19 protein-coding genes are annotated in these 22,760 nt (G+C 67.2%); 10 read left to right on the plus strand and 9 right to left on the minus strand.

The window, feature by feature from the left end; genetic code table 11:
• The first annotated feature begins 10 nt into the window (after positions 1-10).
• The 9 genes from FEF15_RS01395 to FEF15_RS01435 all read left to right on the plus strand — a co-directional run bounded on the left by FEF15_RS01395 (position 11) and on the right by FEF15_RS01435 (position 10,075).
• On the plus strand, positions 11-1,321 hold the full coding sequence (locus tag FEF15_RS01395) for a paraquat-inducible protein A (protein ID WP_240454035.1): 1,311 nt from the start codon (positions 11-13) through the stop codon (positions 1,319-1,321).
• Entirely contained in the window at positions 1,318-2,994 is a 1,677-nt protein-coding gene (gene pqiB, locus FEF15_RS01400; RefSeq protein ID WP_163557291.1) for an intermembrane transport protein PqiB, read from the plus strand. The genes FEF15_RS01395 and pqiB overlap by 4 nt, the downstream gene beginning before the upstream one ends.
• Before the next feature lie 18 nt (positions 2,995-3,012).
• Positions 3,013-3,609, plus strand: a complete 597-nt coding sequence (locus tag FEF15_RS01405) for an ABC-type transport auxiliary lipoprotein family protein (RefSeq protein WP_163557292.1) — start codon at positions 3,013-3,015, stop codon at positions 3,607-3,609.
• 180 nt (positions 3,610-3,789) lie between these two features.
• Positions 3,790-5,079 carry a DEAD/DEAH box helicase gene (locus tag FEF15_RS01410; RefSeq protein WP_163557293.1) on the plus strand — a complete coding sequence of 430 codons (1,290 nt, stop codon included), beginning with the start codon at positions 3,790-3,792 and terminating at the stop codon, positions 5,077-5,079.
• 121 nt (positions 5,080-5,200) lie between these two features.
• A complete protein-coding gene (locus FEF15_RS01415) occupies positions 5,201-5,749 on the plus strand; it encodes a hypothetical protein (RefSeq protein ID WP_163557294.1) in 549 nt (182 codons plus the stop codon).
• Positions 5,733-6,944: an MFS transporter gene (locus FEF15_RS01420; protein ID WP_163557295.1), complete on the plus strand. Its 1,212-nt coding sequence runs from the start codon at positions 5,733-5,735 to the stop codon at positions 6,942-6,944. The genes FEF15_RS01415 and FEF15_RS01420 overlap by 17 nt, the downstream gene beginning before the upstream one ends.
• A 96-nt stretch (positions 6,945-7,040) precedes the next feature.
• A complete protein-coding gene (locus FEF15_RS01425) occupies positions 7,041-8,090 on the plus strand; it encodes an asparaginase (RefSeq protein WP_163557296.1) in 1,050 nt (349 codons plus the stop codon).
• A 104-nt stretch (positions 8,091-8,194) separates the two neighbouring features.
• A complete protein-coding gene (locus FEF15_RS01430; protein WP_163557297.1) occupies positions 8,195-8,431 on the plus strand; it encodes a DUF2789 domain-containing protein in 237 nt (78 codons plus the stop codon).
• A 96-nt stretch (positions 8,432-8,527) separates the two neighbouring features.
• Positions 8,528-10,075, plus strand: coding sequence for a diguanylate cyclase (locus FEF15_RS01435; protein WP_163557298.1), 1,548 nt, complete (start codon positions 8,528-8,530; stop codon positions 10,073-10,075).
• Positions 10,076-10,084: 9 nt separating this feature from the next.
• Here FEF15_RS01435 and FEF15_RS01440 read toward each other — a convergent pair whose 3' ends face one another.
• The 9 genes from FEF15_RS01440 to FEF15_RS01480 all read right to left on the minus strand — a co-directional run bounded on the left by FEF15_RS01440 (position 10,085) and on the right by FEF15_RS01480 (position 21,637).
• Positions 10,085-10,747 carry a VTT domain-containing protein gene (locus FEF15_RS01440; protein ID WP_240454036.1) on the minus strand — a complete coding sequence of 221 codons (663 nt, stop codon included), beginning with the start codon at positions 10,745-10,747 and terminating at the stop codon, positions 10,085-10,087.
• Positions 10,744-11,154: an SRPBCC family protein gene (locus FEF15_RS01445; RefSeq protein ID WP_163557299.1), complete on the minus strand. Its 411-nt coding sequence runs from the start codon at positions 11,152-11,154 to the stop codon at positions 10,744-10,746. The genes FEF15_RS01440 and FEF15_RS01445 overlap by 4 nt, the downstream gene beginning before the upstream one ends.
• Before the next feature lie 144 nt (positions 11,155-11,298).
• Positions 11,299-12,975, minus strand: coding sequence for a 30S ribosomal protein S1 (gene rpsA, locus FEF15_RS01450; RefSeq protein ID WP_163557300.1), 1,677 nt, complete (start codon positions 12,973-12,975; stop codon positions 11,299-11,301).
• A 175-nt stretch (positions 12,976-13,150) separates the two neighbouring features.
• The gene (gene cmk, locus FEF15_RS01455) at positions 13,151-13,837 is read right to left on the minus strand and encodes a (d)CMP kinase (protein ID WP_163557301.1); all 687 of its coding nucleotides are present in this window, start codon (positions 13,835-13,837) and stop codon (positions 13,151-13,153) included.
• Positions 13,834-16,113, minus strand: coding sequence for a bifunctional prephenate dehydrogenase/3-phosphoshikimate 1-carboxyvinyltransferase (locus tag FEF15_RS01460; protein WP_163557302.1), 2,280 nt, complete (start codon positions 16,111-16,113; stop codon positions 13,834-13,836). Before FEF15_RS01460 ends, cmk begins: the two co-directional genes overlap by 4 nt.
• A 3-nt stretch (positions 16,114-16,116) precedes the next feature.
• On the minus strand, positions 16,117-17,208 hold the full coding sequence (pheA, locus tag FEF15_RS01465; protein ID WP_163557303.1) for a prephenate dehydratase: 1,092 nt from the start codon (positions 17,206-17,208) through the stop codon (positions 16,117-16,119).
• Positions 17,209-17,247: 39 nt separating this feature from the next.
• Positions 17,248-18,351, minus strand: coding sequence for a 3-phosphoserine/phosphohydroxythreonine transaminase (gene serC / locus FEF15_RS01470; protein WP_163557304.1), 1,104 nt, complete (start codon positions 18,349-18,351; stop codon positions 17,248-17,250).
• Positions 18,352-18,368: 17 nt separating this feature from the next.
• On the minus strand, positions 18,369-21,098 hold the full coding sequence (gyrA, locus tag FEF15_RS01475; protein WP_163557305.1) for a DNA gyrase subunit A: 2,730 nt from the start codon (positions 21,096-21,098) through the stop codon (positions 18,369-18,371).
• Between the two features lie 113 nt (positions 21,099-21,211).
• A complete protein-coding gene (locus tag FEF15_RS01480) occupies positions 21,212-21,637 on the minus strand; it encodes a thioesterase family protein (protein ID WP_163557306.1) in 426 nt (141 codons plus the stop codon).
• 166 nt (positions 21,638-21,803) lie between these two features.
• Here FEF15_RS01480 and FEF15_RS01485 point away from each other — a divergent pair, with 166 nt between their 5' ends.
• Entirely contained in the window at positions 21,804-22,736 is a 933-nt protein-coding gene (locus FEF15_RS01485; RefSeq protein WP_163557307.1) for a recombination-associated protein RdgC, read from the plus strand.
• The last annotated feature ends 24 nt before the right edge of the window (positions 22,737-22,760 follow it).

Below are 22,760 nucleotides of genomic sequence, written 5' to 3' on the forward strand. Positions count from 1 at the left end.
TGCTCCGCTCGTGGATCGCTCGCCGCCCGAGGCAAACCGCGCTCGGCGACGCCTGCGAGCCTGCCACGAATGCGACTGGCTGGTCGCTCTGCCAGCACTGCGACCGGGCGAACAGGCCGACTGCCCGCGCTGCGGACACACCCTGGTGACTCGCCACCGCTATCCGGCCCAGCGCAGCATGGCGCTGGCGATCGCGGCCATGGTGGCCCTGGTCGTCGCCGTGTCTTTTCCGTTCGTCAGCTTCACGGTGAGAGGCATCGGCAATCGCATCGAATTGACCGAGACCGCCACCACCCTGATCGGCTTTCAGCAGCCGGTGGTCGCCATTGCAGTAATTCTCTCCATCGTGGTGCTGCCGGCGGTCTACCTGATCGGCGTCATCTGGCTGCAGTTCGGACTGCTGCGGGGCACTCCGCTACCAGCCGGGCGCAGTATCGCCCGATCGCTGGCCCATCTGCACCCCTGGATGATGGCCGACGTCTTCATCGTTGGTGCCCTGGTCAGCCTGATCAAGATTTCCGGCATGGCCCAGGTGGAGCTGGGCATCGCCTTCTGGGCCTTCTGCACCTTCGCGCTGCTGCTGCTGGTAACCACCCAGTCGGTGGATTCCGATTGGCTGTGGTTCTCGCTGGCCGGCGAACCGCGCGCTCCTGGCGGGGCGCGTACCGGCACCACGGCGGCGCCCCAGGGGCTCACCGGTTGCCCGACCTGTGGGCTGGTCAATCGCCTATCGCGTGAAGGGCACGGACACTGCGTACGCTGCGGCGAACGGTTGCACGCGCGCCACCCCTACAGCCTGCAGCGCACCTGGGCACTGCTTGCTGCCGCCAGCATCCTGTACCTGCCGGCCAACCTCTATCCCATCATGACCACCACCAGCCTCGGCCACGCCTCGCCCTCGACCATCATTGGCGGCGTGGTGGAACTGGTCCAGATGGGCTCCTGGCCGGTGGCCACGGTGATCTTTGTGGCCAGTGTCATCGTGCCGGTCGGCAAGCTGGTGGCCCTGGCCTGGCTGTGCCTGGTGGTGTCGCGCAGTGACGAACTCAATGGCGTGGCCCGAACCCGGCTCTACCGACTGACCGAATTCATCGGCCGCTGGTCCATGGTGGACGTCTTCGTGGTGGCGATCCTGGTGGCCCTGATCCGCGCCGGCACCTTGATGTCCATCACCCCGGGGCCGGCGGCCCTGGCCTTCGGTGGCGTGGTGGTGCTGACCATGCTCGCCGCCATGACCTTCGATCCCCGCCTGATCTGGGATCCGCCCCTACCCCGTCGGTCCACGCCTCGACTGGACCCGCAGCAAGGAGGCGTCCAATGAACGATTCACGCCGCGATGCCGACACACCCGACAACATGCACCGCGCCCGCCCCACGCCCCAGTCGCGCCTATCGCCGATCTGGATCGTCCCCCTGGTGGCCATCCTGATCGGCCTGTGGCTGGTCTATGACAACTATCGCAGCCGCGGCCCCCAGATCACCCTGATCATGAGCAACGCCGAGGGCATCGAGGCCGGCAGCACCCTGATCAAGACACGTAACGTGGAAGTGGGCCGCGTCGAGAAGGTGCAGCTGGCCGACGACCTCTCTCACGCCGTGATCACGGCGCGCATGGAACCGGAGACCGACGACATGCTCAAGGCGGACAGCCGCTTCTGGGTGGTCAAGCCGCGCATCGGGCGTGAGGGCATCAGCGGCCTGAACACCGTGCTTTCCGGCGCCTACATCCAGCTCGAGCCTGGCACGGCCGAGAGCGAGGCGCAGGAATTCGAAGTCAGCGACCAGCCCCCCGTGGCCCCAGCGGACGCCGCCGGGCTCCGCCTCAACCTGGTCAGCCAGCTCGGCAACTCGCTGAGCACCGGCGATCCGGTCACCTACCAAGGGTACACGGTAGGCCGAGTGGAGGAAGCACGCTTCGATCCGCAGAGCCAGCGCATGCACCACCGCGTGTTCATCGAGAGCCCTTACGACGAGCTGGTCACCGACAGCACGCGTTTCTGGTCGGCCAGCGGTATCGACCTGCGGCTGGATGCCGACGGCGTACGCGTCAACGTCGAGTCCCTGGAGGCGCTGCTGGGCGGCGGCATCACCTTCGGCGTACCCGAAGAGCTGCCGCGCGGCCGGCCGGTGGAGCCCGATGCCACCTTCACCCTCTATGTCGACGAGGAGAGCGCCCGCCAGGGGACCTTCAGCCGCTACCTGGAGTACGTGCTGCTGATCGAGGACACGGTCCGCGGCCTGTCCCGCGGCGCCCCGGTGGAGTTCCGCGGTGTGCGCATCGGCACCGTGGCCGCCGTGCCGTGGAATTTCACCGCCACCCAGCCCGACTCGCGCAGCAGTTTCTCGATCCCGGTACTGGTACGCATCGAGCCACAGCGGCTGGGCATCGAGAACCAGGAGATCGACCTGGAGGAGTGGCGCGAGCGCTTCGACCGGCTCTTCGACCGGGGGCTGCGCGCCTCGCTGAAGAGCGGCAACCTGCTGACCGGCGCGCTCTTCGTCGACATCAATTTCCAGCAAGACCTGGCCGGCGAGCACACACCCAAGACCTTTTCCGAGCGCCAGGTCTTCCCCACCACCACAGGGGGATTCGCCCGCATCGAGGCCCAGGTCACGGCACTGCTGGACAAGCTCAACGCCCTCGAGGTCGAACCCCTGCTGACCGGTCTCGACCGCAACCTGGCAGCCTCCGAGGCGATGCTCGCCGAAGTGCGCGAGGTATCTCGCTCGCTGCAATCGCTGCTCGAGGATCCGGCGACGCGCCAGGTTGCAGGCAACCTCAACACCACCCTGGAGGAACTCCGCGATACGCTGCAGGGGCTGAACCCCGACTCCACCGCCTATCGCGAACTGACCGGCGTTTTGGGACGACTCGAGCGGCTGCTGCGCGATCTCCAGCCGGTGGCCCGCACCCTCAACGAGAACCCGCGCGCCCTGCTCTTCGACAGCCTGGAAACCAGCGACCCGCTGCCCCGCGCGCCGCGCCAGCCGTGAACAAGGAGACAGGCAAGGATGGATACCGCAAAAAGAGCCCTTATCCTGGTCGCCGCCCTGGCTCCCCTGCTGTGGCTGGGGGGCTGTGCCACCTCCTCCCCGCCGGCGCAGCGCTATACGCTGCCGGCGGACCTCGCGGCGGTGTCGCCACCGCCCGCCTCGCCCGCGCAGCTGCTGCGGGTTCAGACGCCGCGCCTGGCTCGCTACCTGGACGTCGAAGGCATCGTCCTGCAGCTGGACGACATCACCCTCAACGAAGCGCGCAGCCATGTCTGGGCCGAGCCGCTCCCACTCCAGTTGGAGCGCACCCTGCGCGCTCGCCTGGCCGCCAACCTCCCCGATACGCGCGTGCTGCGCAGTGACGATACTTCTCCCGGTCCCGTCCTGACCCTGGCGCTCGATGTCGACCGCTTCCAGGGCCACTACGACGGCACGGCCCATGTCGCCGGGCAGTGGCAGCTGCGAGACAGCGACGGCGAGTCCCTGATCGTCGAAGACTTCCGCGCCACCACCGAACTGGCCAGCGACGGCTACCCAGCCCTGGTGCGCGCCCTGGGCGAGAGCTGGAAGCAGGTCGCCGATGCCATCAGCACGGCCCTTCGCCGTCGAGAGTAACCCCCCGCCCAGGCGGAATGCGGTAAAGGCTGCGCCGGGCGCCAGGCTGTGGCATACTGCCCGCCGCGGCACAACGTAGTCCCTCCTGCCGCATCCTATTCCGACTTCCTCACGCCCCGGCCCGGGACTGGCCATGCGCGCCGCCGCATGGCGTGGCCGTGACGTTCCTGCGGAGAACGCATGACCTTTTCCGAACTCGGCCTGCGGGCCGAACTGCTGCGTGCCGTCGAGGCACAAGGCTACACCACCCCGACCCCGATCCAACGCCAGGCGATACCCGCCGTGCTCGAGGGCGGGGACCTGTTGGCCAGCGCCCAGACCGGCACCGGCAAGACTGCCGGTTTCACCCTGCCCATGCTGCAACGCCTGGCCACGGGACCGCGTCCCGGCAAGCGCCAAGTGCGCGCCCTGGTGCTGACACCGACCCGCGAACTGGCCGCTCAGGTGGGCGAGAGCGTGGCCGACTACGGCCGCCACCTGACCCTGCGCAGCCACGTGATCTTCGGCGGCGTCGGCCAGCAGCCCCAGGTGGACGCCCTTCGCCCCGGCCTGGACGTACTAGTGGCGACCCCCGGCCGCCTGCTCGACCTGCACCAGCAGGGCCATGTCGACCTCTCGCGGGTCGAGACCCTGGTGCTCGATGAAGCCGACCGCATGCTCGACATGGGCTTCATCCACGACATCAAGAAGATCCTGCGCGTGCTGCCCGCCAAGCGCCAGAACCTGCTCTTCTCAGCCACCTTCTCCGACGAGATCCAGGCACTGGCCGGCAAGCTGCTCGACAACCCGGCCAAGATCGAGGTCGCCCGGCGTAACACCACTGCCGAGACCGTCGACCAGGCGATCTACCGGGTCGATCGCGACAAGAAGCGCGACCTGCTCGCCCACCTGATCACCCGCCACCAGTGGTATCAGGTGCTGGTGTTCACTCGCACCAAGCACGGCGCCAACCGCCTGGCGGAGCAACTCTCCAAACAGGCGATCCCCGCCATGGCGATCCACGGCAACAAGAGCCAGTCGGCACGCACCCGGGCACTGGCCGCCTTCAAGAGCGGCGAGCTGCAGGTGCTGGTAGCCACCGACATCGCCGCGCGCGGCCTGGACATCAACGAACTGCCCCACGTGGTCAACTTCGAACTGCCCAACGTGGCCGAGGACTACGTGCACCGCATCGGGCGTACCGGTCGTGCCGGCAGCGACGGCCAGGCGGTGTCCCTGGTCTGCGTCGACGAGCACGGATTGCTCAAGGGCATCGAGCGCTTGATCAAGCGCGACCTGGAGAAACGCATCGAACCCGGCTTCGAGCCCGACCCCAACGCCAGGCCCGAACCCATCGAGAACGGCCGACGCGGCCAGCCGCGCGGCGCCCAGGAGACGCGCGGACGCCAAGCTCCCCCGCGCCGGAGCGAGAGCGATGGCGAGAGCCGAGCACCGCGTCGCCGGCGGCGCACACGCGCCCGTCAGGCCTGATCCAGCGCATGACAGGCGCCGGAAAAATGTGCCAATGTAGGCGTTTTATCCACTGGCGAGCCTAGGAGTCCCGCCCCGCCATGATCGCTGACCAACCCGCCTTCAGAGAGGCCGCCTTGCCATGCTGAGGTGGTTAACCGGCAGGAAGCCGGTGCCGGTGTGGGTCATCAAGCAGATCGACGATGGCCTCCTGCACCTGTGCGGGCAGGGCAGCGTCGAGCCGATGGGCAAACGCAGCGAGGTGCTGGCCCAGCTCCCGGCCGGCCGCTTCGAGGGCGCCGTCAAGATGAGCGGCATCGGGCTGGTCCTCAACGCCAGGCTCTTCGCGGCACTGGTGCCCATCGAGGCGCTCGGCCTCGATGCCCAGGGGCGAGCCTACTGGCAGGGCCGCGTCTGGGACGTGGCCCAGGTGCCCCAACGCTGCTGGACCTTTGATGGCCACCTGACCGTGCAGCGGCAGGTTCAGGGCGGCCAAACCCTGCTGGTGAGCACTGAGGATGTCTCGGCCATTCGTCGCCAGGTCCGCTCCAGTGCCGACCCGGGGGTGGTGAAGTTCGGCGTCTACGGCGCCGACGAGGATCCACTGCTGACCCCCAAGGACGACAAAACCCAGCCACCCTCGCGGATTCGCCAGGGAAGGGAGTGGCGAAACGATGACAACAAGCGCTAGCGGGGACCGCCAGCGCCTCGGCCTTTTTCTCGTGCTGATGGTGCTGGTGGGCCTCAACCTCCGCCCGGCCCTGTCTTCCCTGGCTCCGATGCTGGTTCGCGTGCAGCAGGACACCGGCCTCCCGCCGCTGGCCATCGGTGCTCTGACCACCTTGCCGGTGCTCTGCCTGGGGCTGTTTGCCCCTCTGGCTCCCTGGCTGAGCAAGCGACTGGGTGCCGAGCGCGCGCTGGGTCTGGCCCTCGGGGTTCTGGTCGTCGGTCTGGCCCTGCGCGGCCTGCCCCCCAGCGCCCTGCTCTTTCTCGGCACCCTCCTGGTGGGCGCCGCCATCGGCGTGGCCGGCACCCTGCTCCCGGCGCTGGTCAAGCGCGAGATTCCGGGAGGCGCCGACCTGATGACCGGCGTCTACACCATGGCGCTGTGCCTGGGTGGCGCACTGGGCGCCGGACTCAGCATCCCCCTTGCCGAGTGGCTCGGCGGCTGGCGGGCCAGCCTGGTCAGCTGGGCACTGCTCGCCGGGGTGGCAATGGCCGCCTGGCTGCGCCTCATGCCGCGCCGAGAACCGCCGCCGCCCTCGGCTGCAGGCGGCTCGCTGCGTCAACTCCTCACCCAGCCGCTGGCCTGGCAGGTCATGCTGCTCATGGGCACCCAGTCCTCGCTGGCCTACATCGTGTTCGGTTGGTTGCCCACCCTGCTGCAGGCGCGCGGTTACAGCGATGTCCAGGCCGGCTGGATGATGGCCGCCTCGGTCATGGTGCAGCTCGTGTCCGCCCTGGGGGCCCCCTGGCTGGCACGCCTGGGCCGCGACCAGCGTCCGGCGCTGCTGCTGGTGCTCGGCAGCGTCGCCGCCGGGTTGTGGCTGCTGCTGCTGGGCCCGCTTGCTTGGCGCTGGGGCGGCGTCGTCCTCCTGGGCCTCGGCCAGGGCGGCTGTTTCAGCTTGGCACTCAGCCTGATCGTGCTGCGCACCGCGACGCCCCGCCTGGCGGGCAAGCTCTCCGGCCTCGCCCAGGGTGGCGGCTATACCCTGGCCGCCATGGGACCGCTGGCCGTGGGGCTGCTGCTGCAGTTCGCGGTCTCCCTGACCGCGGTGACCACGGTGCTGCTGCTGATCGTCGCTCTGGCCGCCGGCTTTGCCTTGCTGGCCGGACGCAACCGCCGACTCGATGTCGATGAAACCGGCCGGCTGATCACCCGCTGAGAGGCCCCCACCTCCCGGCCGGCGCCGTGAGTCGCGAAGCGCAAGGCGCTATGATGGCCGCCGACGCCCTTCTCCCTCCCACTGCCAGGAGTCGCCATGTCCGCCTTCCCCGCTTCCGACCGCCCCGTCCTGCTGCTCTACGTGGGCGGCACCATCGGTATGGTCGAGACGCCGCATGGCCTCGCCCCCGGCCCCGACTTCACCCGGCGCCTGCACCAGACCCTGGCCACCCTGCCACCCTCGAGCCATGCCAGCCTGCCCGATTTCGTGGTGCGCGAGAGCCCCCACCCCATCGACTCCAGCGGCGCCACCCCGGCCGACTGGCAGCGCCTGGGCCGCGAGATCGCTGCAGCCCTGCCCGAGCATGCCGGCGTGGTAGTGCTGCACGGCACCGATACCCTGGCGTGGAGCGCCTCTAGCCTCGCCTTCCAGCTGCAGGGTCTCGACCGTCCTGTGGTGGTGACCGGCGCCATGCGTCCTCTGGATGCCGACGGCAGCGACGCTCGGGACAACATCGAGCTGGCCCTGCGCTTTGCCGCTCAGCCGCTGCTGCAGGAGGTGGGCGTGGCCTTTGGTGGCCGCCTCCTGCGCGGAGTGCGCAGCCGCAAGGTGGGCGCCCAGGAAGCCTTCACCACGCCCCACTACCCCCTGCTGGGTGAACGGGTGGGAGATGACGCCGTGCTCTTTGCCTCTCGCACCCTGGTCAGCCAGCAGCGGGGCGCGCCACGCTTCGAACTGGCCGACTATGCCGGTGGCCTGGCCCACGGCAGCGTTGCACGCATCGCCCTGTGGCCGGGCATCCAGGCCTGGCAGCTCGACGCCTGGCTGAGGGATGACCGCGTCAAGGGAGCGCTGCTGGAGGTGTGGGGCGGCGGTAACGCCCCGGACGACCCGGCGCTGCTCGGCGTCCTCGCCCAAGCCAGCGGAGAAGGCAAGCTGCTCGCTGCGGTCAGCCAATGTCCCACCGGCGGCGTGACGCTGGGCCGCTATGCCGCCGGGCGCGGCCTGGCGGACGCCGACGTGCTGTCGGGGGACACCATGACGCCGGAAGCCGCCTACACCAAGCTCGTGCACCTGCTCGCCCTGCCGCTCGACGACGCTGAGCGCCGTCGGCGTTTCCTCACGCCACTGGTCGGCGAGCGTTGACGCGCCGTGAAGGCTTCACCGCCGACCCGCCAGGTCGGCGCGGGCAGGGGCCGAGCTGAGCGTCTAGGTTGAAGACAGACCCGTCCACGCCAAGGAGGCACACCATGGAACAGCCCGTGCACCACTTCACCGAGCTCTTCGAACAGCTGGGCCTGCCCGCCGACGAAGCCTCAATCAAGGCTTTCATAGAGCGCCACGCCCCCCTTCCGGAATCGATGCCCCTTCACGAAGCGCCCTTCTGGAACGAGGCCCAGGCCGAATTCCTCCACGAAGCGCTGGACGATGATGCCGACTGGGCGGAGGTGGTCGACCACCTCGATGCGTCGTTAAGAAAAGGTTGATCAAAGCGCTATTCGACGAAGGACGGGGGCGTAAACCCTGAGTAAAGTTGGTTATGATAGGTAACATTCAACCAAGCGTTTTACTCAGGAGTCGTCATGACGCTCGACAGGACGTCAGCCGATTTGCTCGATGACGAGCCCCCATCGACGATACCGTCGCCAGCCCCGCTCCCCGACACCCTGCGTGAACGCCTAGCCGACGACCCGGCGTTGCCGAGCCTGCCCGCGGCGGCCGCCGAAGTGGTTCGCCTGGCACGCGCGGACGAACCGCGCCTGGCCGACTTTGCCCGGATCATCGAGAAGGACCCGGCTCTCACCTTGCGGCTGCTGTCGCTGGCCAACAGCGCCCTCTACGCCCGCAGCAGCGCGCGCGTCACCACCTGTCTGGAAGCAGTGTCGCGCCTGGGACTCGACGCCACCCTCGCCGCCGCCATGAGTTTCGGCCTTCCCCGACCAGGTCCCGGCCAACCGCTGGACCTGGAGCGTCTCTGGCAACGCGCCATCATCGCCGCCCTGGCAGCCCAGCACCTGGCCAGGCAACTCTGCCCCGAGCATGCCGGCCTGGTCTTCACGGCGGCCCTGATCCAGGACATCGGCATCCTGGTCCTGGACGCGCTGGACGGTGAGATCTACCGCTCGCGGATTCCCGATCTGACGGAGCACAGCGCCCTGTGCCTGGCCGAGCAACGCTTCTATGGATGCGACCACGCCCGCGTCGGCGCCTGGCTCGCCGCCCGCTGGCGGCTGCCCGATCGCCTGACGGCGGCCATTGCCGAAAGCCATGGACCGCTGGAAGACGAGGATCCGCCTCAGCTCTGCGTGCGCCTCTCCTGCCGTATCGCCGACTGCTGGCTGGCCGACGACCCCACGCTGGCCTTCAGCGGCCTGCTCCGTCAGCTGCTCGAGCTCGACACCATCGATGCCCAGCGCCTGGAGCGGCTGCTGGAAGAGCTCCAGGCCCAGCTCCCTTCGGCCGCCTCGCTTTTCGAGATCACCTGCCCACCCGACATCGACCACCACAGCCTCGTCCAGGAAGCCAAGCAGCTGCTGTTTGCGCAGAACTTTCGCTTGAGCCAGCGCCTGGCCGCGCAGCAACGGGAACTGGAGGCGTTGCAGGCCAGCCACTCCGACCTCGACGAGCAGCGACGCACCGACTACCTAACCGGGCTTGCCAACCGCTCCTGGCTGGAGACCCTGCTCGCCCTGCATTTCCGCAAGGCACAGACGACGCGACAGGCGCTCTCCGTGATGTTCATCGACCTGGATCACTTCAAGCGCCTCAATGATCACCATGGCCACCGCTTCGGTGACCGGGTGCTGATCCACTTCGCCAGCGCTCTCAAGGGCATGGTTCGCGAGAACGACGTGGCCGGACGCTACGGCGGCGAGGAATTCCTGGTGCTGATGCCCCAGACGCGGCGCGGCCAGGCTGGCGTCCTGGCCGACCGGATTCGCACCACCCTAGCCACCGAGCCGCTAGCCCACTCCCAGGGCGAGCCGATCCACGTCACGGCGTCGATCGGCATTGCCAGCCTGGAGGATGCCGACTTCGCGGAACCCAGCGAACTCATCGACGCCGCCGACCAGGCGATGTATGGCGTCAAACATAGCGGACGCGACGGCATCAACCACTACCGGCAGTGAATTGGCGTCTCACCGCTCGTCGAAACCTCGAACGAAGAAGCGCCGAGCCCAGGCTCCGATCAGCAGCAACATCGACAGCGCCACCAGCGGGGCCAGCAGTTCAAGAGTCAGGACGCGTTGTCGCTCGGCTGCCGACAAGGTGTGATAGATCGCATTGGCATACACGGCCCACTTGATGCCCAGCCCGACCACGGCAGCAAAAATGAAGCCATGTAGCGGCAACTGACGCAACCCGGCGGCATAGTTGATCACGGCATGGGGAAATCCGGGCAGCACACGCAGCGCACACTGGGTGAGCACATCGCAGCGCCTCTCCAGCAGACGCACCACGCGACGGGTCAAGCGGCCCGGCCGCCAGCGCAAGCCCACCCGCCGGGCGATCACATACCCTCCCAGGGCACCGCCGAGACTACCCAGCACCAGCATGGGTACTGCCACGGCAGGGGGGTAGAACGGTGCAATCAGCCACAGCCCGATGCTGGCGGGAAGCCCCAGGGCCAGAGTAATGGCCATGATCGCCATGACGCCCAGTATCGTCGCAGGGTGCTCAGAGGTCTGCTGCGCCCAGCGCTGCACATCGGCGAGATCCGGGGTGTACCAGACCCACAGGTAGCCCGCCATCATCGCCGCCGCGGCAATGGCGACCCAACGCCGGTAAACGGAGCCTTTCACAGCCGGGCCTCGACCCGCTCGAGTATCTGCTGGCTGACCTTGCCCACCAGCGGCCTCGCGGCCCGAGTGACGGCCTTCTCCACCAAGCGGTTGCGGATCGCATAGGTGAGGGTGAGCGCCACCTCGGTACCCTCCTCGACCGGGGTCAGACGATAGCAGCCTTGGTTGTGCACCCCGTCCAGGGACTCCCAGGCCAGCACTTCCGGCGGCTGGCGCTCGGTGATCGCCACGTCGAAAGTCCAGTCCATGCCCACGGCGTGCACGTGCCAGCGGTAGCGGGCATCCCCGAGCGATTCGATCGACTGGATCATGTCGGAGTAGTCGACGAAGTCCTCGACTCGTTCCAGCAGGGCGAAGACTCGCTCCGGGGACGCCTTGACGATGGCACTGTGTTCGATGGTAGCCATGCTCGCGCTCCGCTCTCCATGGTCCCCAGGCGATCTGCTTCGTACATCAGCTTCGCATAACGGACCGACAAACAACAACGCCGCCCCGGAACGGGACGGCGTTGGTACTGGGGTCATCTCACCCGGCGTTCACCAGAGTGCGGATCAGTCCTGACCCATCTGCTGCTTGATAAGGTCGCCGATGGTGGTCGGACCACCGGTGTCGACGTCCTGCTCGCGCAGTTTCTTCAGGTTCTGGCGGGTGTCATCCTGCTCCTTGGCCTTGATGGAGAGGCTGATCTGGCGGTTCTTGCGATCGACGCCGATGATGCGTGCCTCGACCGTATCACCCTCGCTGAGCACGTTGCGGGCGTCCTCGACGCGGTCGGCGCTGATCTCGGAGGCCTTGAGCACGGCGATGACATCGGTGGCCAACTCGACCTGAGCTTCCTTGGCATCGACCTCGACCACGCGGCCGGTGACGATGGAGCCCTTGTCGTTGACGGCCAGGTACTCGGCGACCGGATCGGTGTCGAGCTGCTTGATGCCCAGCGAGATGCGCTCGCGCTCCGGATCGATGGAGAGGATCACGGCCTCGGCCTCGTCACCCTTCTTGTAGCGGCGCACGGCCTCTTCGCCGGTCTCGGTCCAGGAGAGGTCGGAGAGGTGAACCAAGCCATCGATGCCGCCTTCCAGGCCGATGAAGATGCCGAAGTCGGTGATCGACTTGATAGTGCCGGAAACACGGTCGCCCTTGTTGTACGTGGCGCTGAAGGTCTCCCAGGGGTTCGGGGTACACTGCTTGATGCCCAGGGAGATACGACGACGCTCCTCGTCGATGTCGAGCACCATGACATCCACATCATCGCCGATCTGCACGACCTTGGAGGGGTGGATGTTCTTGTTGGTCCAGTCCATTTCGGAGACGTGGACCAGACCCTCGACACCCTCTTCCAGCTCAGCGAAGCAGCCGTAGTCGGTGAGGTTGGTGACCTGGGCAGTGACCACGGTACCCTCGGGGTAGCGATCCTTGATGTTGACCCACGGATCCTCACCCAGCTGCTTGAGGCCGAGGGAGACGCGGTTGCGCTCGCGGTCGAACTTCAGCACCTTGACGGTGATCTCGTCGCCGACGGCCACGATCTCGCTGGGATGCTTGATGCGCTTCCAGGCCATGTCGGTGATGTGCAGCAGGCCATCGACGCCGCCCAGGTCGACGAAGGCGCCGTAGTCGGTGAGGTTCTTGACGATACCGACGATCTGCTGGCCTTCCTGAAGGGTGGCGAGCAACGCTTCACGCTCGGCGCTGTTCTCGGCCTCGAGCACGGCGCGACGCGACACGACGACGTTGTTGCGCTTCGGGTCGAGCTTGATGACCTTGAAGTCGAGTTCCTTGTTCTCGAGATGCGTGGTGTCGCGCACCGGACGCACGTCGACCAGCGAGCCCGGCAGGAATGCGCGGATCGAGTCGATATCGACGGTGAAACCGCCCTTGACCTTGCCGTTGATCACGCCCTTGACGATCTCTTCCTTCTCGAAGGCCGCTTCCAGTACCTTCCAGGCCTCGGCGCGCTTGGCCTTCTCGCGAGACAGACGCGTCTCACCGAAACCGTCCTCGACGGCTTCCAGAGCGACCTTGACTTCGTCGCCCACGGCGATGGTCAGTTCGCCGTTCTCATCGCGGAACTGCGCCGCGGGAATCTGCCCTTCGGACTTCAGGCCGGCATTGACGGTGACCCAGTCACCCTCGATGTCGACGACGGTCGCCATAACGATGGCGCCCGGCTCCATGTTGATGTCCTGAAGCGATTGTTCGAAAAGTTCAGCAAAGCTTTCGCTCATGATGTTCCTACGTGATCAACGGTTAGAGGCGTCGCCGCCTTCTCCGCACCACCAGCAAGTGCGGGCCTTATTTACCAAGCCCTCGGGGATGTTAACGCTGGTTGGACCTGGTCGGGCTTTCCAAGTGTGGCCCGGCCATGCCATGACATCCGGTCGAGAGCGCCGCAAGGGAGTTTCAGGTGGCGGAAGCCAGACCGCGCTCGGTCAGCCACTCCGTCAGCCGATCCACCACTTCCGGTATCGTCAGGCGCGTGGTGTCAAGCATGATGGCGTCATCGGCCGGCTTGAGCGGAGCCACGCTGCGTTGCATGTCGCGTGCATCGCGCGCCTGAATCTCCTTTAAAAGACTCGATAGACTAGCATCCACACCCCCTTCCTGCAACTGAAGGTAACGCCGCCGGGCGCGCTCCTCGGCCGTGGCCGTGAGGAAGACCTTGAGCGGGGCTTCCGGGAATACCACGGTGCCCATGTCTCGGCCATCGGCGACCAAGCCGGGCGGCTGGAGAAAGTCGCGCTGGCGCTTGAGCAGCGCCTCGCGCACCGCCGGCACCGCCGCCACCTGGGAGGCGGCATCCCCGGCCTGCTCGGTGCGAATCGCGCGACTGACGTCGTCGCCTTCGAGCAGCACCCGCGTCGTTTCCCCTTCGGCAAGGAAAGCCACATCGAGGTTCCTGGCCAGCTCGGCCAGCCCCGCGGCATCGTCCAGGGCCACGCCGTGGCGCAGCGCCGCCAGCGCCGTGAGGCGATACAGCGCACCGCTGTCGAGCAGGTGCCAGCCCAGCCGCTCGGCGATCAGGCGGCTGATGGTGCCCTTACCAGCCCCGCCAGGGCCGTCGAGTGTCACGACCGGCGTTTCGCTCATGCCTCCTCCTCGCTGCCCTGTGACACGCTCAGCCCGACCTTGTTGGCCAGTTCCACGAACCCCGGGAAGGAGGTAGCCACGTTGGCGCAGTCGTCGATGACGATGGCCTCGCTGGCACGCAGCGAGGCCACCACGAAGGCCATGGCGATTCGGTGATCGCCAAGGCTGTCGATGCGCCCGCCGGCGTAGCTCGCCCCCTCGCTCCGGCCGCTGCCGACGATATCGATGCCGTCGGGGTGCAGGCGATTGTCGACCCCCAGCGCCGCCAGGCCGTCGGCCATGGCCTGCAGGCGATCGGACTCCTTGACACGCAGCTCGGCGGCCTCCCGCAGCCGCGTGGTGCCGGTGGCATTGGCCGCGGCAACGAACAGCGCCGGAAACTCGTCGATGGCCAGCGGCACCTGATCCACGGGGATATCGATCCCCCTGAGGGGCGCATAGCGGACGTGCAGGTCGCCCACGGGCTCGCCCCCCACCTCGCGCTCGTTCTCGAGGCGCAGGTCGGCGCCCATCTGCTGAAGTATGTTGATCACCCCGATCCGCGTGGGATTGATGCCCACGTGCTCGAGCACGAGATCGGCGCCCGGCGTGATGGCGGCGGCAACCAGGAAAAACGCGGCGGAGGAGATATCGGCGGGGACGTCGATGGGCGCCGCGGTCAGCCGGCCCCCGCCCCGGAGCCAGCAAGTGTCGCCCTGGCGCTGCACCTCATAGCCGAACCCCTGGAGCATGCGCTCGGTGTGGTCGCGGGTCGGCGCCGGTTCGCGCACCCGGGTCTCACCCTCGGCGTAGAGGCCGGCGAGCAACAGGCAGGACTTCACCTGGGCGCTGGCCATGGGCATGTCGTAGGTGATCCCCCGGAGCGCCTTGCCACCGTGAAGGTGCAGCGGCGGTCGGCCTCCCTCGGCGGTGTCGATCTCGGCACCCATGAGGCGCAGCGGGTCGGCGACCCGCCCCATGGGTCGCTTGGTGAGCGAGGCATCGCCGGTGAGCTCGGTGTCGAAAGCCTGGCCCGCCAGCAGCCCGGCGAAAAGGCGCATAGCGGTACCGGCATTGCCCACGTAGAGTGGCCCGCTCGGCGCCTTGAGGCCGTGCAGACCCACGCTGTGGACGGTCACCCGCCCCTGGTGTGGGCCTTCGATGGCCACGCCCATCTCGCGGAAGGCCTGGAGGGTGGCCAGGCTGTCCTCCCCTTCGAGAAAACCCGTGATCTCGGTAATGCCCTCGGCCAGCGCCCCGAGCATGATGGAACGATGGGAGATCGACTTGTCGCCGGGCACGCGGATGCGCCCGGCCACGCGCCCTCCGGGGCTCGCCCGGAAGGTCAGCTTGCCTTGCTGTTGCATCTGGTATTCCGCCTGATAGCTAGTCTGGTTGAGCAGGGATTCGAAATAGTGGCGCGCATGGCTAGCGCGGTCGAAGGTGGCCAGCAGGTCGTCACCGTCGCCGTGCGCCACCGCCCGGCGCAGCCGCGCCACGCCGGCCTCGAAGTCATCCAGCGAGGCAAGCACGGCCTCACGGTTGGCCAAGAAGATGTCGCGCCACATCACCGGGTCGCTGCCGGCAATGCGCGTGAAGTCGCGAAATCCCCCTGCCGCGTAGCGAAAAATCTCGAGCCGTTCGTCCTGGCGCGCCAGGGTATCGACCAGCGAGAAGGCGAGCAGATGCGGCAGATGGCTGGTCCTGGCCAGCACCTGGTCGTGACGTTCTACCGTCATCTCCAGCACTTCGGCCCCGCAGGCGGCCCAGAGCGCCTGAACGCGCGCCACAGCGACCGGGTCGGTGTCTACGGTGGGCGTCAGGATTACCTTGTGGCGTACGTAAAGCTCGGGGTTGGCCGCCGCCACGCCGCTCTTCTCCGAACCGGCGATGGGATGACCCAGCACCAGGTTGGCGGGCAACCCACCGAACACGCCCACCGCCGCATCGCGAATCGCCGCCTTGGTGCTGCCCACATCGGTGATGACGACGTCTGATGCCGCTTGCGGCAAAGCCTCGGCCAACTCGGTCATCACCGACTCCATGGCCAGCACGGGCACGGCCAGCACCACGAGTCCGGCATCCTCGACCAGGGGCGCGAGCCGGGTGCCACCGCGGTCGATCAGCCCCATCTCGATGCCGCGCTCGATTTCCCGCTCGTCTGGGTCGCAGGCGAGGATCTCGCCCTCGCCGTCCGCCCCGTAGCCGGCGGCTCGCAGCGCGGCGGCGAGCGAGCCGCCGATCAGGCCCAGGCCGACGATCAGGATGCGTGACTCCGTCACCTTGCCTGCCGCCATGGCCTACAGCACGCCGATGGGATAAGAGCCAAGCACCTTGAGCTCGGAGGCGCGCAGGCGAACTTCCTCGAGCACCGCCGCGACCTTGGGCTCATCGACGTGGCCCTTGAAGTCGATGAAAAAGACGTAATTCCATACGCCGCTGCGCGACGGGCGCGTCTCCAGGCGCGTCAAGTCGATCTGGTGGCGGTGGAAAGGCTCCAGCAGTTCGTGGAGCGCGCCGGGCTGGTTGCGCATGGCCACCACCACGGAGGTCTTGTCCTCACCCGACATGGGCACGTGCTGGCTGCCGATGATCAGGAAACGGGTCGAGTTGTCGGGACGGTCCTCGATCTTTTCCGCCACGCGGTCCAGGCCATAAAGCTTGGCCGCCATGTCACCGGCGATGGCCGCGCTGTGCCACTCGCCCTTGACCAGGCGCGCCGCTTCGGCGTTCGACGACACCGGAACGCGCTCCGCCCGAGGGAAGTGGGCATCGAGCCACTTGCGGCACTGGGCGAAGGACTGCGGGTGGGAGTAGATGCGCGAGACCTTGTCACGCAGGGTGGTGTCGGCGACCAGCAGATGGTGGTGAATGCGCAGCACCACCTCGCCGCAGATACGGATCGAGGAGTCGATGAAGGAGTCCAGCGTGTGGCTGATCACGCCCTCGGTGGAGTTCTCCACGGGCACCACGCCGTAGTTGACGGCGCCGGCCTCGACCTCGCGGAACACCTCGTCGATGGCGGCCATGGGCAGGCTCACCGCGCTCTCGCCGAAGTGCTTGAGGGCCGCCTGCTGGGTGAAGGTGCCCTCCGGCCCCAGGTATGCCACCTTGATCGGCTGCTCCAGCGCCAGACAGGCGGACATGATCTCGCGGAACAGCCGTGCCATCTCTTCGCTGTTCAGCGGCCCGGGGTTGAGCTCCATGATGCGACGCAGCACCTGGGCCTCGCGCTCCGGACGGTAGAAGACAGCGCCGGGATCGCTCTCGCTCTTTACATCGGCCACCTGCTTGGCACAGTTGGCCCGCTCGCTGATCAGGCGCAGGATGTCATTGTCCAGGCTGTCGATGCGCTCACGCAGCGCATCCAGGTTCTTGGGGGTGTCGGTCATGCGGTTGTCCCCTGCCTCTCGTGTCGTTAAGCCGTGTGGTCAAGCGTGGCGTCGCGCGAAGTCGCCCATGAAGTCGATCAGGGCGCGCACCCCCGATGCCGGCACGGCGTTGTAGAGGCTCGCGCGCATGCCGCCGACGCTGCGATGCCCCTTGAGATTGAGCAGCCCCGCCGCCTCTGCCTCGGCCAGGAACGCCTTGTCGTGACGCTCGTCACCGAGCACGAAGGGCACGTTCATGCGCGAGCGATTGGGCCCGGCGATGGGATTGCTGTAGAAGCCACTGGCGTCGATCGCCGCATACAGGGCCTCGGCCTTGCGCGCGTTGATGTCCGCCATCGCCTCGAGGCCACCGATGTCGTGCTTGAGCCATTGAAAGACGAGCCCCGCCAGGTACCAGGCGAAGGTAGGCGGGGTATTGACCATGGAGTCGGCGTCGGCCAGGGCCCGGTAGTCGAAGAGGGTCGGTGTGCCGGCCACGGCCTGCCCCAGCAGATCCTCGCGCACGATGACCAGCGTCAGCCCCGCCGGCCCGACGTTCTTTTGCGCCCCGGCGTAGATCAGGCCGAAGCGGCTGACATCCAGCGGCCCGGAGAGGATCGACGAGGACATGTCGCAGACCAGCGGCACTTTGCTGCCGTCGGGCCGTCGGGCCTCGGGAATGTAGTCGAAGGCGAGCCCGCCGATAGTCTCGTTGGCGGTGTAGTGCAGGTAGGCCGCGTCGTCGGAGAGCACGATCTCCGCCTGGCTCGGCACCCGGGTGTGGCCATTGGCCTCGCCGCTCGCCGCCAGGTGCACCGGGTAGCCGAGACGCTTCGCTTCGGCAATGGCCTTCTTGGCCCAGATGCCGGTATGCAGGAAATTCGCCGCCCCCCCGCGCCCCAGCAGGTTCATGGGCACCATGGCGAACTGCAGGCTCGCCCCGCCCTGCAGGAAGAGCACCCGGTAATTGTCGGGAATCGCCAGCAGCTCGCGCAGGTCGGCTTCCGCTCGCCGGGCGATGGCCACGAACTCGGGGCTGCGATGGCTCATCTCCATCACCGAGAGGCCGCGCCCCTGGTAGTCGAGCAACTCCTCGCGTGCCCGCTCCAGCACGGCCGTCGGCAGCGCCGCCGGCCCGGCGCAGAAATTGAAGTGACGTGTCATCAGCGTTGGCTTCCGAATCAGTTTTCGTCGTTCGCATCCGGCGTATCGTTCGAACCGGCCTCGTCCGAGGAGGCCTCTTCCACGGCGCTGTCATCCAGCGAGGCGTCGCCCGGCGAGGCGTCGACTGGCGAGTCGTCGCCCGGCTCGTCGATGCGCACCGTCTTGACCAGCTTCTCGTCGTTGCCCAGGCGTATCAGCATCACGCCCTGGGTGTTGCGCGAGGTGATCGAGACTTCGTCGACGCGGGTGCGCACCAAGGTACCCTTGTCGGTGATCAGCATCATCTCGTCGCTCGAGTAGACCTGCATCGCGGCCACCAGGGCACCGTTACGCTCGCTGGTCTGCATGGCGATGACGCCCTGGCCACCGCGGCCGCGCAGCGGGAACTCCTCGAGCCGGGTGCGCTTGCCGTAGCCGTTCTCGCTGGCGGTGAGGATGTAGATCTGGCCGCCGTTGCCGTTCTCGATCAGGGTACCGTCTTCGCCCACCGTCTCGGCGTCGTCCTCGGCGTCGATCTGCTGGCTCTGGGGAATGATCAGGCTGATCACCTCGGCCTTGCCCAGCAGGCGCATGCCGCGCACACCGCGGGCGGTCCGCCCCATGGCGCGCACGTCGGTCTCCTCGAAGCGGATCGCCTTGCCGTTGGAGGAGAGCAGCATGACGTGATCGGAACCGGAGGTGATGGCGGCGCCGACCAGGCGGTCGTCCTCTTCCAGATCGATGGCGATCAGGCCCACGCTGCGCGGCCGCGAGAACTGTTCGAGGCTGGTGCGCTTGACGGTGCCCTTGGCGGTGGCGAAGAAGATGTAGCTGTCCGCGTCGTAGTCGCGCACCGGCAGGATGGCGTTGATCGCCTCGCCCTCGTCCAGCGGCAGCAGGTTGACCAGCGGCTTGCCGCGCGAACCGCGACTGGCCGCCGGCATCTCATAGACCTTGAGCCAGTAGACCTTGCCGCGGTTGGAGAAGAGCAGGACGGTATCGTGGGTCGAGGCTACCAGCAGGTGCTCGATGACGTCCTCGTCCTTCATGGAGGTGGCCGACTTGCCGCGCCCGCCGCGACGCTGGGCCTGGTAGTCGGAGAGCGGCTGGGTCTTGGCGTAGCCGGTCCGCGAGACCGTCACCACCATGTCCTCTTCGGCGATCAGGTCTTCGATGGAGAGATCGAGGTGGCTGGCCTGGATCTCGGTCTTGCGAGGGTTACCGAACTGGTCACGCACGGCGATCAGCTCCTCGCGGATCACTTCGAGCAGTCGGTCGGCCGAGGCGAGAATGGCGGAGAGTTCGGCGATCTTCTCGAGGATGCCAAGGTACTCGTCGAGAAGCTTCTCGGTCTCCAGACCGGTGAGGCGATGCAGGCGCAGCTCGAGAATCGCCTGGGCCTGCGCCGGCGAGAGGCGATACTCACTGCCGCTGGGGTTCAGGCCGAAGCCCTCCTCCAGGTCCTCGGGTTTGCAGGAGGTCGCCCCGGCGCGCTCCAGCATGCCGGTGACCTGCCCCGGTTGCCAGTTGCGGGCCAGCAGCTTCTCCTTGGCCTCGGTGGCATTCGGCGAGGCCTTGATGAGCTCGATCACCTCGTCGATGTTGGAGATGGCGACGGCCAGGCCTTCGAGGATATGGCCGCGTTCGCGGGCCTTCTTGAGCTCGTAGAGGGTGCGGCGGGTGACCACCTCGCGACGGTGACGGATGAAGGCCTCGAGCACCTCCTTGAGGTTGAGGATCTTCGGCTGACCGTCTTCCAGCGCCACCATGTTGATGCCGAAGACGTTCTGCAGCTGGGTCTGGGCGAAGAGGTTGTTGACCACCACCTCGCCGGACTCGCCGCGCTTCACCTCGATCACCACGCGCAGGCCTTCCTTGTCGGACTCGTCGCGCAGCTCGGCGATGCCGTCGATCTTCTTCTCTTTCACCAGTTCGGCGATTTTCTCGATCAGCCGCGCCTTGTTCACCTGGTAGGGGAGCTCGGTGACGATGATATGGTCGCGGCCGGACTTGTCGTCATGCTCGATGGTGTGGCAGGCACGTACGTAGATGCGTCCGCGACCGGTACGGTAGGCCTCGAGGATGCCCGCCCGGCCGTTGATGATCCCGCCGGTGGGGAAGTCCGGCCCCGGGATGTACTCCATCAGGTCGTCGACGGAGAGAGTGTAGTCGTCGATCAGCGCCAGGCAGCCATTGATGATCTCGCCCATGTTGTGGGGCGGGATGTTGGTCGCCATGCCCACGGCGATGCCCGAGGAGCCGTTGATCAGCAGGTTGGGCACCTTGGTGGGCAGCACGTCGGGAATGCGCTCGGTGCCGTCGTAGTTGTCGACCCAGTCGACGGTGTCCTTTTCAAGATCGGCGAGCAGCTCATGGGCGAGCCGCGCCATGCGCACCTCGGTGTAGCGCATGGCCGCGGCGTTGTCGCCGTCGATCGAACCGAAGTTGCCCTGGCCGTCGACCAGCACGTGGCGCATTGAGAAGTCCTGGGCCATGCGCACGATGGTGTCGTAGACGGCACTGTCACCGTGAGGGTGATACTTACCGATGACATCGCCCACCACGCGGGCGGACTTCTTGTAGGGCTTGTTCCAGTCATTGCCCAGCTCGTGCATGGCGAACAGCACGCGCCGATGCACCGGCTTCAAGCCGTCACGCACGTCGGGCAGCGCACGGCCGATAATCACGCTCATCGCGTAGTCGAGATACGACTGCTTGAGTTCGTCCTCGATGTTGACTGGCAGAATCTCTCTGGCGATGTCACCCATGGGTCGTCGAATCCTTTGCACTGCAGCAGGTTGGCGTGTCACCACGCAGGGCGCATGGCTCGCCGCAACAGCCTGCCATCATACCACTGCGAGGCGTGCAAAGGCAGGGAGAGTCACTCGGCCGGCATCACCAGCGGAGCCAGAGCCTGGCGGATCTCGCCGTCGATGGTCACGGCCTGGTTGGCGGCCACGTCGAGCAGCACGAAGATGAGGTCGGCATCGGCCACGCTCTTGCCGTCGCGGCAGCGGCGAATCACCTGGTGCATGCGGGCGCTACGCGTGCCCAGCTCGGCCAGTTGGGTGATTACCTCCAGATCGTCGCCGGCCACGGCCGCACGCCGAAAGTCGATGTTGAGATTGACGGCGACGAAGGCATGCTTGCCCGAAGCGAACAGCGCCGCCACTCTGGGACGGTCGTCGAAGTAGCTCCAGCGTCCCTCCTCGAGGAACTCCAGATAGCGAGCGTTGTTGACGTGACCGTAGCCGTCCAGGTGATAGCCGCGAACGCGCAAGGTGGTACGGGACTGGCGAGAATCCATGGCAGGCTCCAGGTCGCACAAGGGGAAGGCCTGATTCTAGGTCGGCCGCTGGGAAAAATTCAAACGCAAGTTTGAATCTGTGGCAAACCGAGTCTCCGCGTCACGCCACTGGAACCCGATCGCTCGCTTGGCCATAATATGCCTCCTTTTTGCTCGGGAATGCCTCATGTGGTTCAAACACTTGCACCTCTACCGCCTGCACGGGGCGCCGCGCCTCGCCGCTGAGGACCTGGCGGCGGCCCTCGCCGAGCGAGCCGCTCGCTCGCCAGGTGGCAACGAGGCGCGGCGCCTGGGCTGGTGCCCACCGGCCGGTCGTGCCGGCACGGATCTGCTCCACGAACTGGAAGGCCACCGCCTGCTCACCGCCCTGCGCCAGGAGCGCCTGCTGCCGGCGTCCGTGGTGCGCGAGGAGGTGGAGGAGCGCAGCGCCGACCTCGAGGCGCGGGAAGGCCGCAAGCTGCGCCGTCAGGAGAAACAGGGCATCAAGGAGCAGGTGCTCGAGGAGCTTCTGCCCCAAGCCTTCGTGCGCCGTCAGCGTCTCGACCTGTGGTGGGACACGCACCGCGACCTGATCGCCGTCAATGCCAGTTCACGACAGCGTGCCGAGGAAGTGCTCGACCTGCTGCGCGACACCCTGGGCAGCCTCAAGGTCACCCCGCTGGCGACCCGCACGCTGCCGATGCGCGCCATGACGCAGTGGCTGACCGACGCCGACAGTCGTCCCGCCGACCTGCAGCTGGGCGACCAGGTGGAGCTCAAAGCCAAGGGCGACGACGGCGTGTTGCGTGCGCGCCAGGTCGACCTGGACAGCGACGAGATCCAGCAGCTGCTGGAGAAGGGCCGCCAGGCCAGCAAGCTGGCCATGGCCATGGAGGGGCGTCTCGGCTTCGTCCTGCACGACGATCTGGCGCTGAAATCGCTACGCTTCGACGATGCGCTGATCGACCAGGCCAACGACATCGAGGACGACGGCGACGCCCTGGTGCGCCTGGAGGCCGATTTTCTGCTCATGGCCCAGGCCCTGCGCGAGCAGATCGAACAGCTGGTAGGCTGGCTCGACGGCGAGGCCGACACCGCCCCTCAACCCACGTCTCCGTGACCGACCCAGGCAACCCCGACACGC

It is taken from the genome of Halomonas sp. NO4, assembly GCF_010994375.1.
GTDB lineage: Bacteria > Pseudomonadota > Gammaproteobacteria > Pseudomonadales > Halomonadaceae > Halomonas.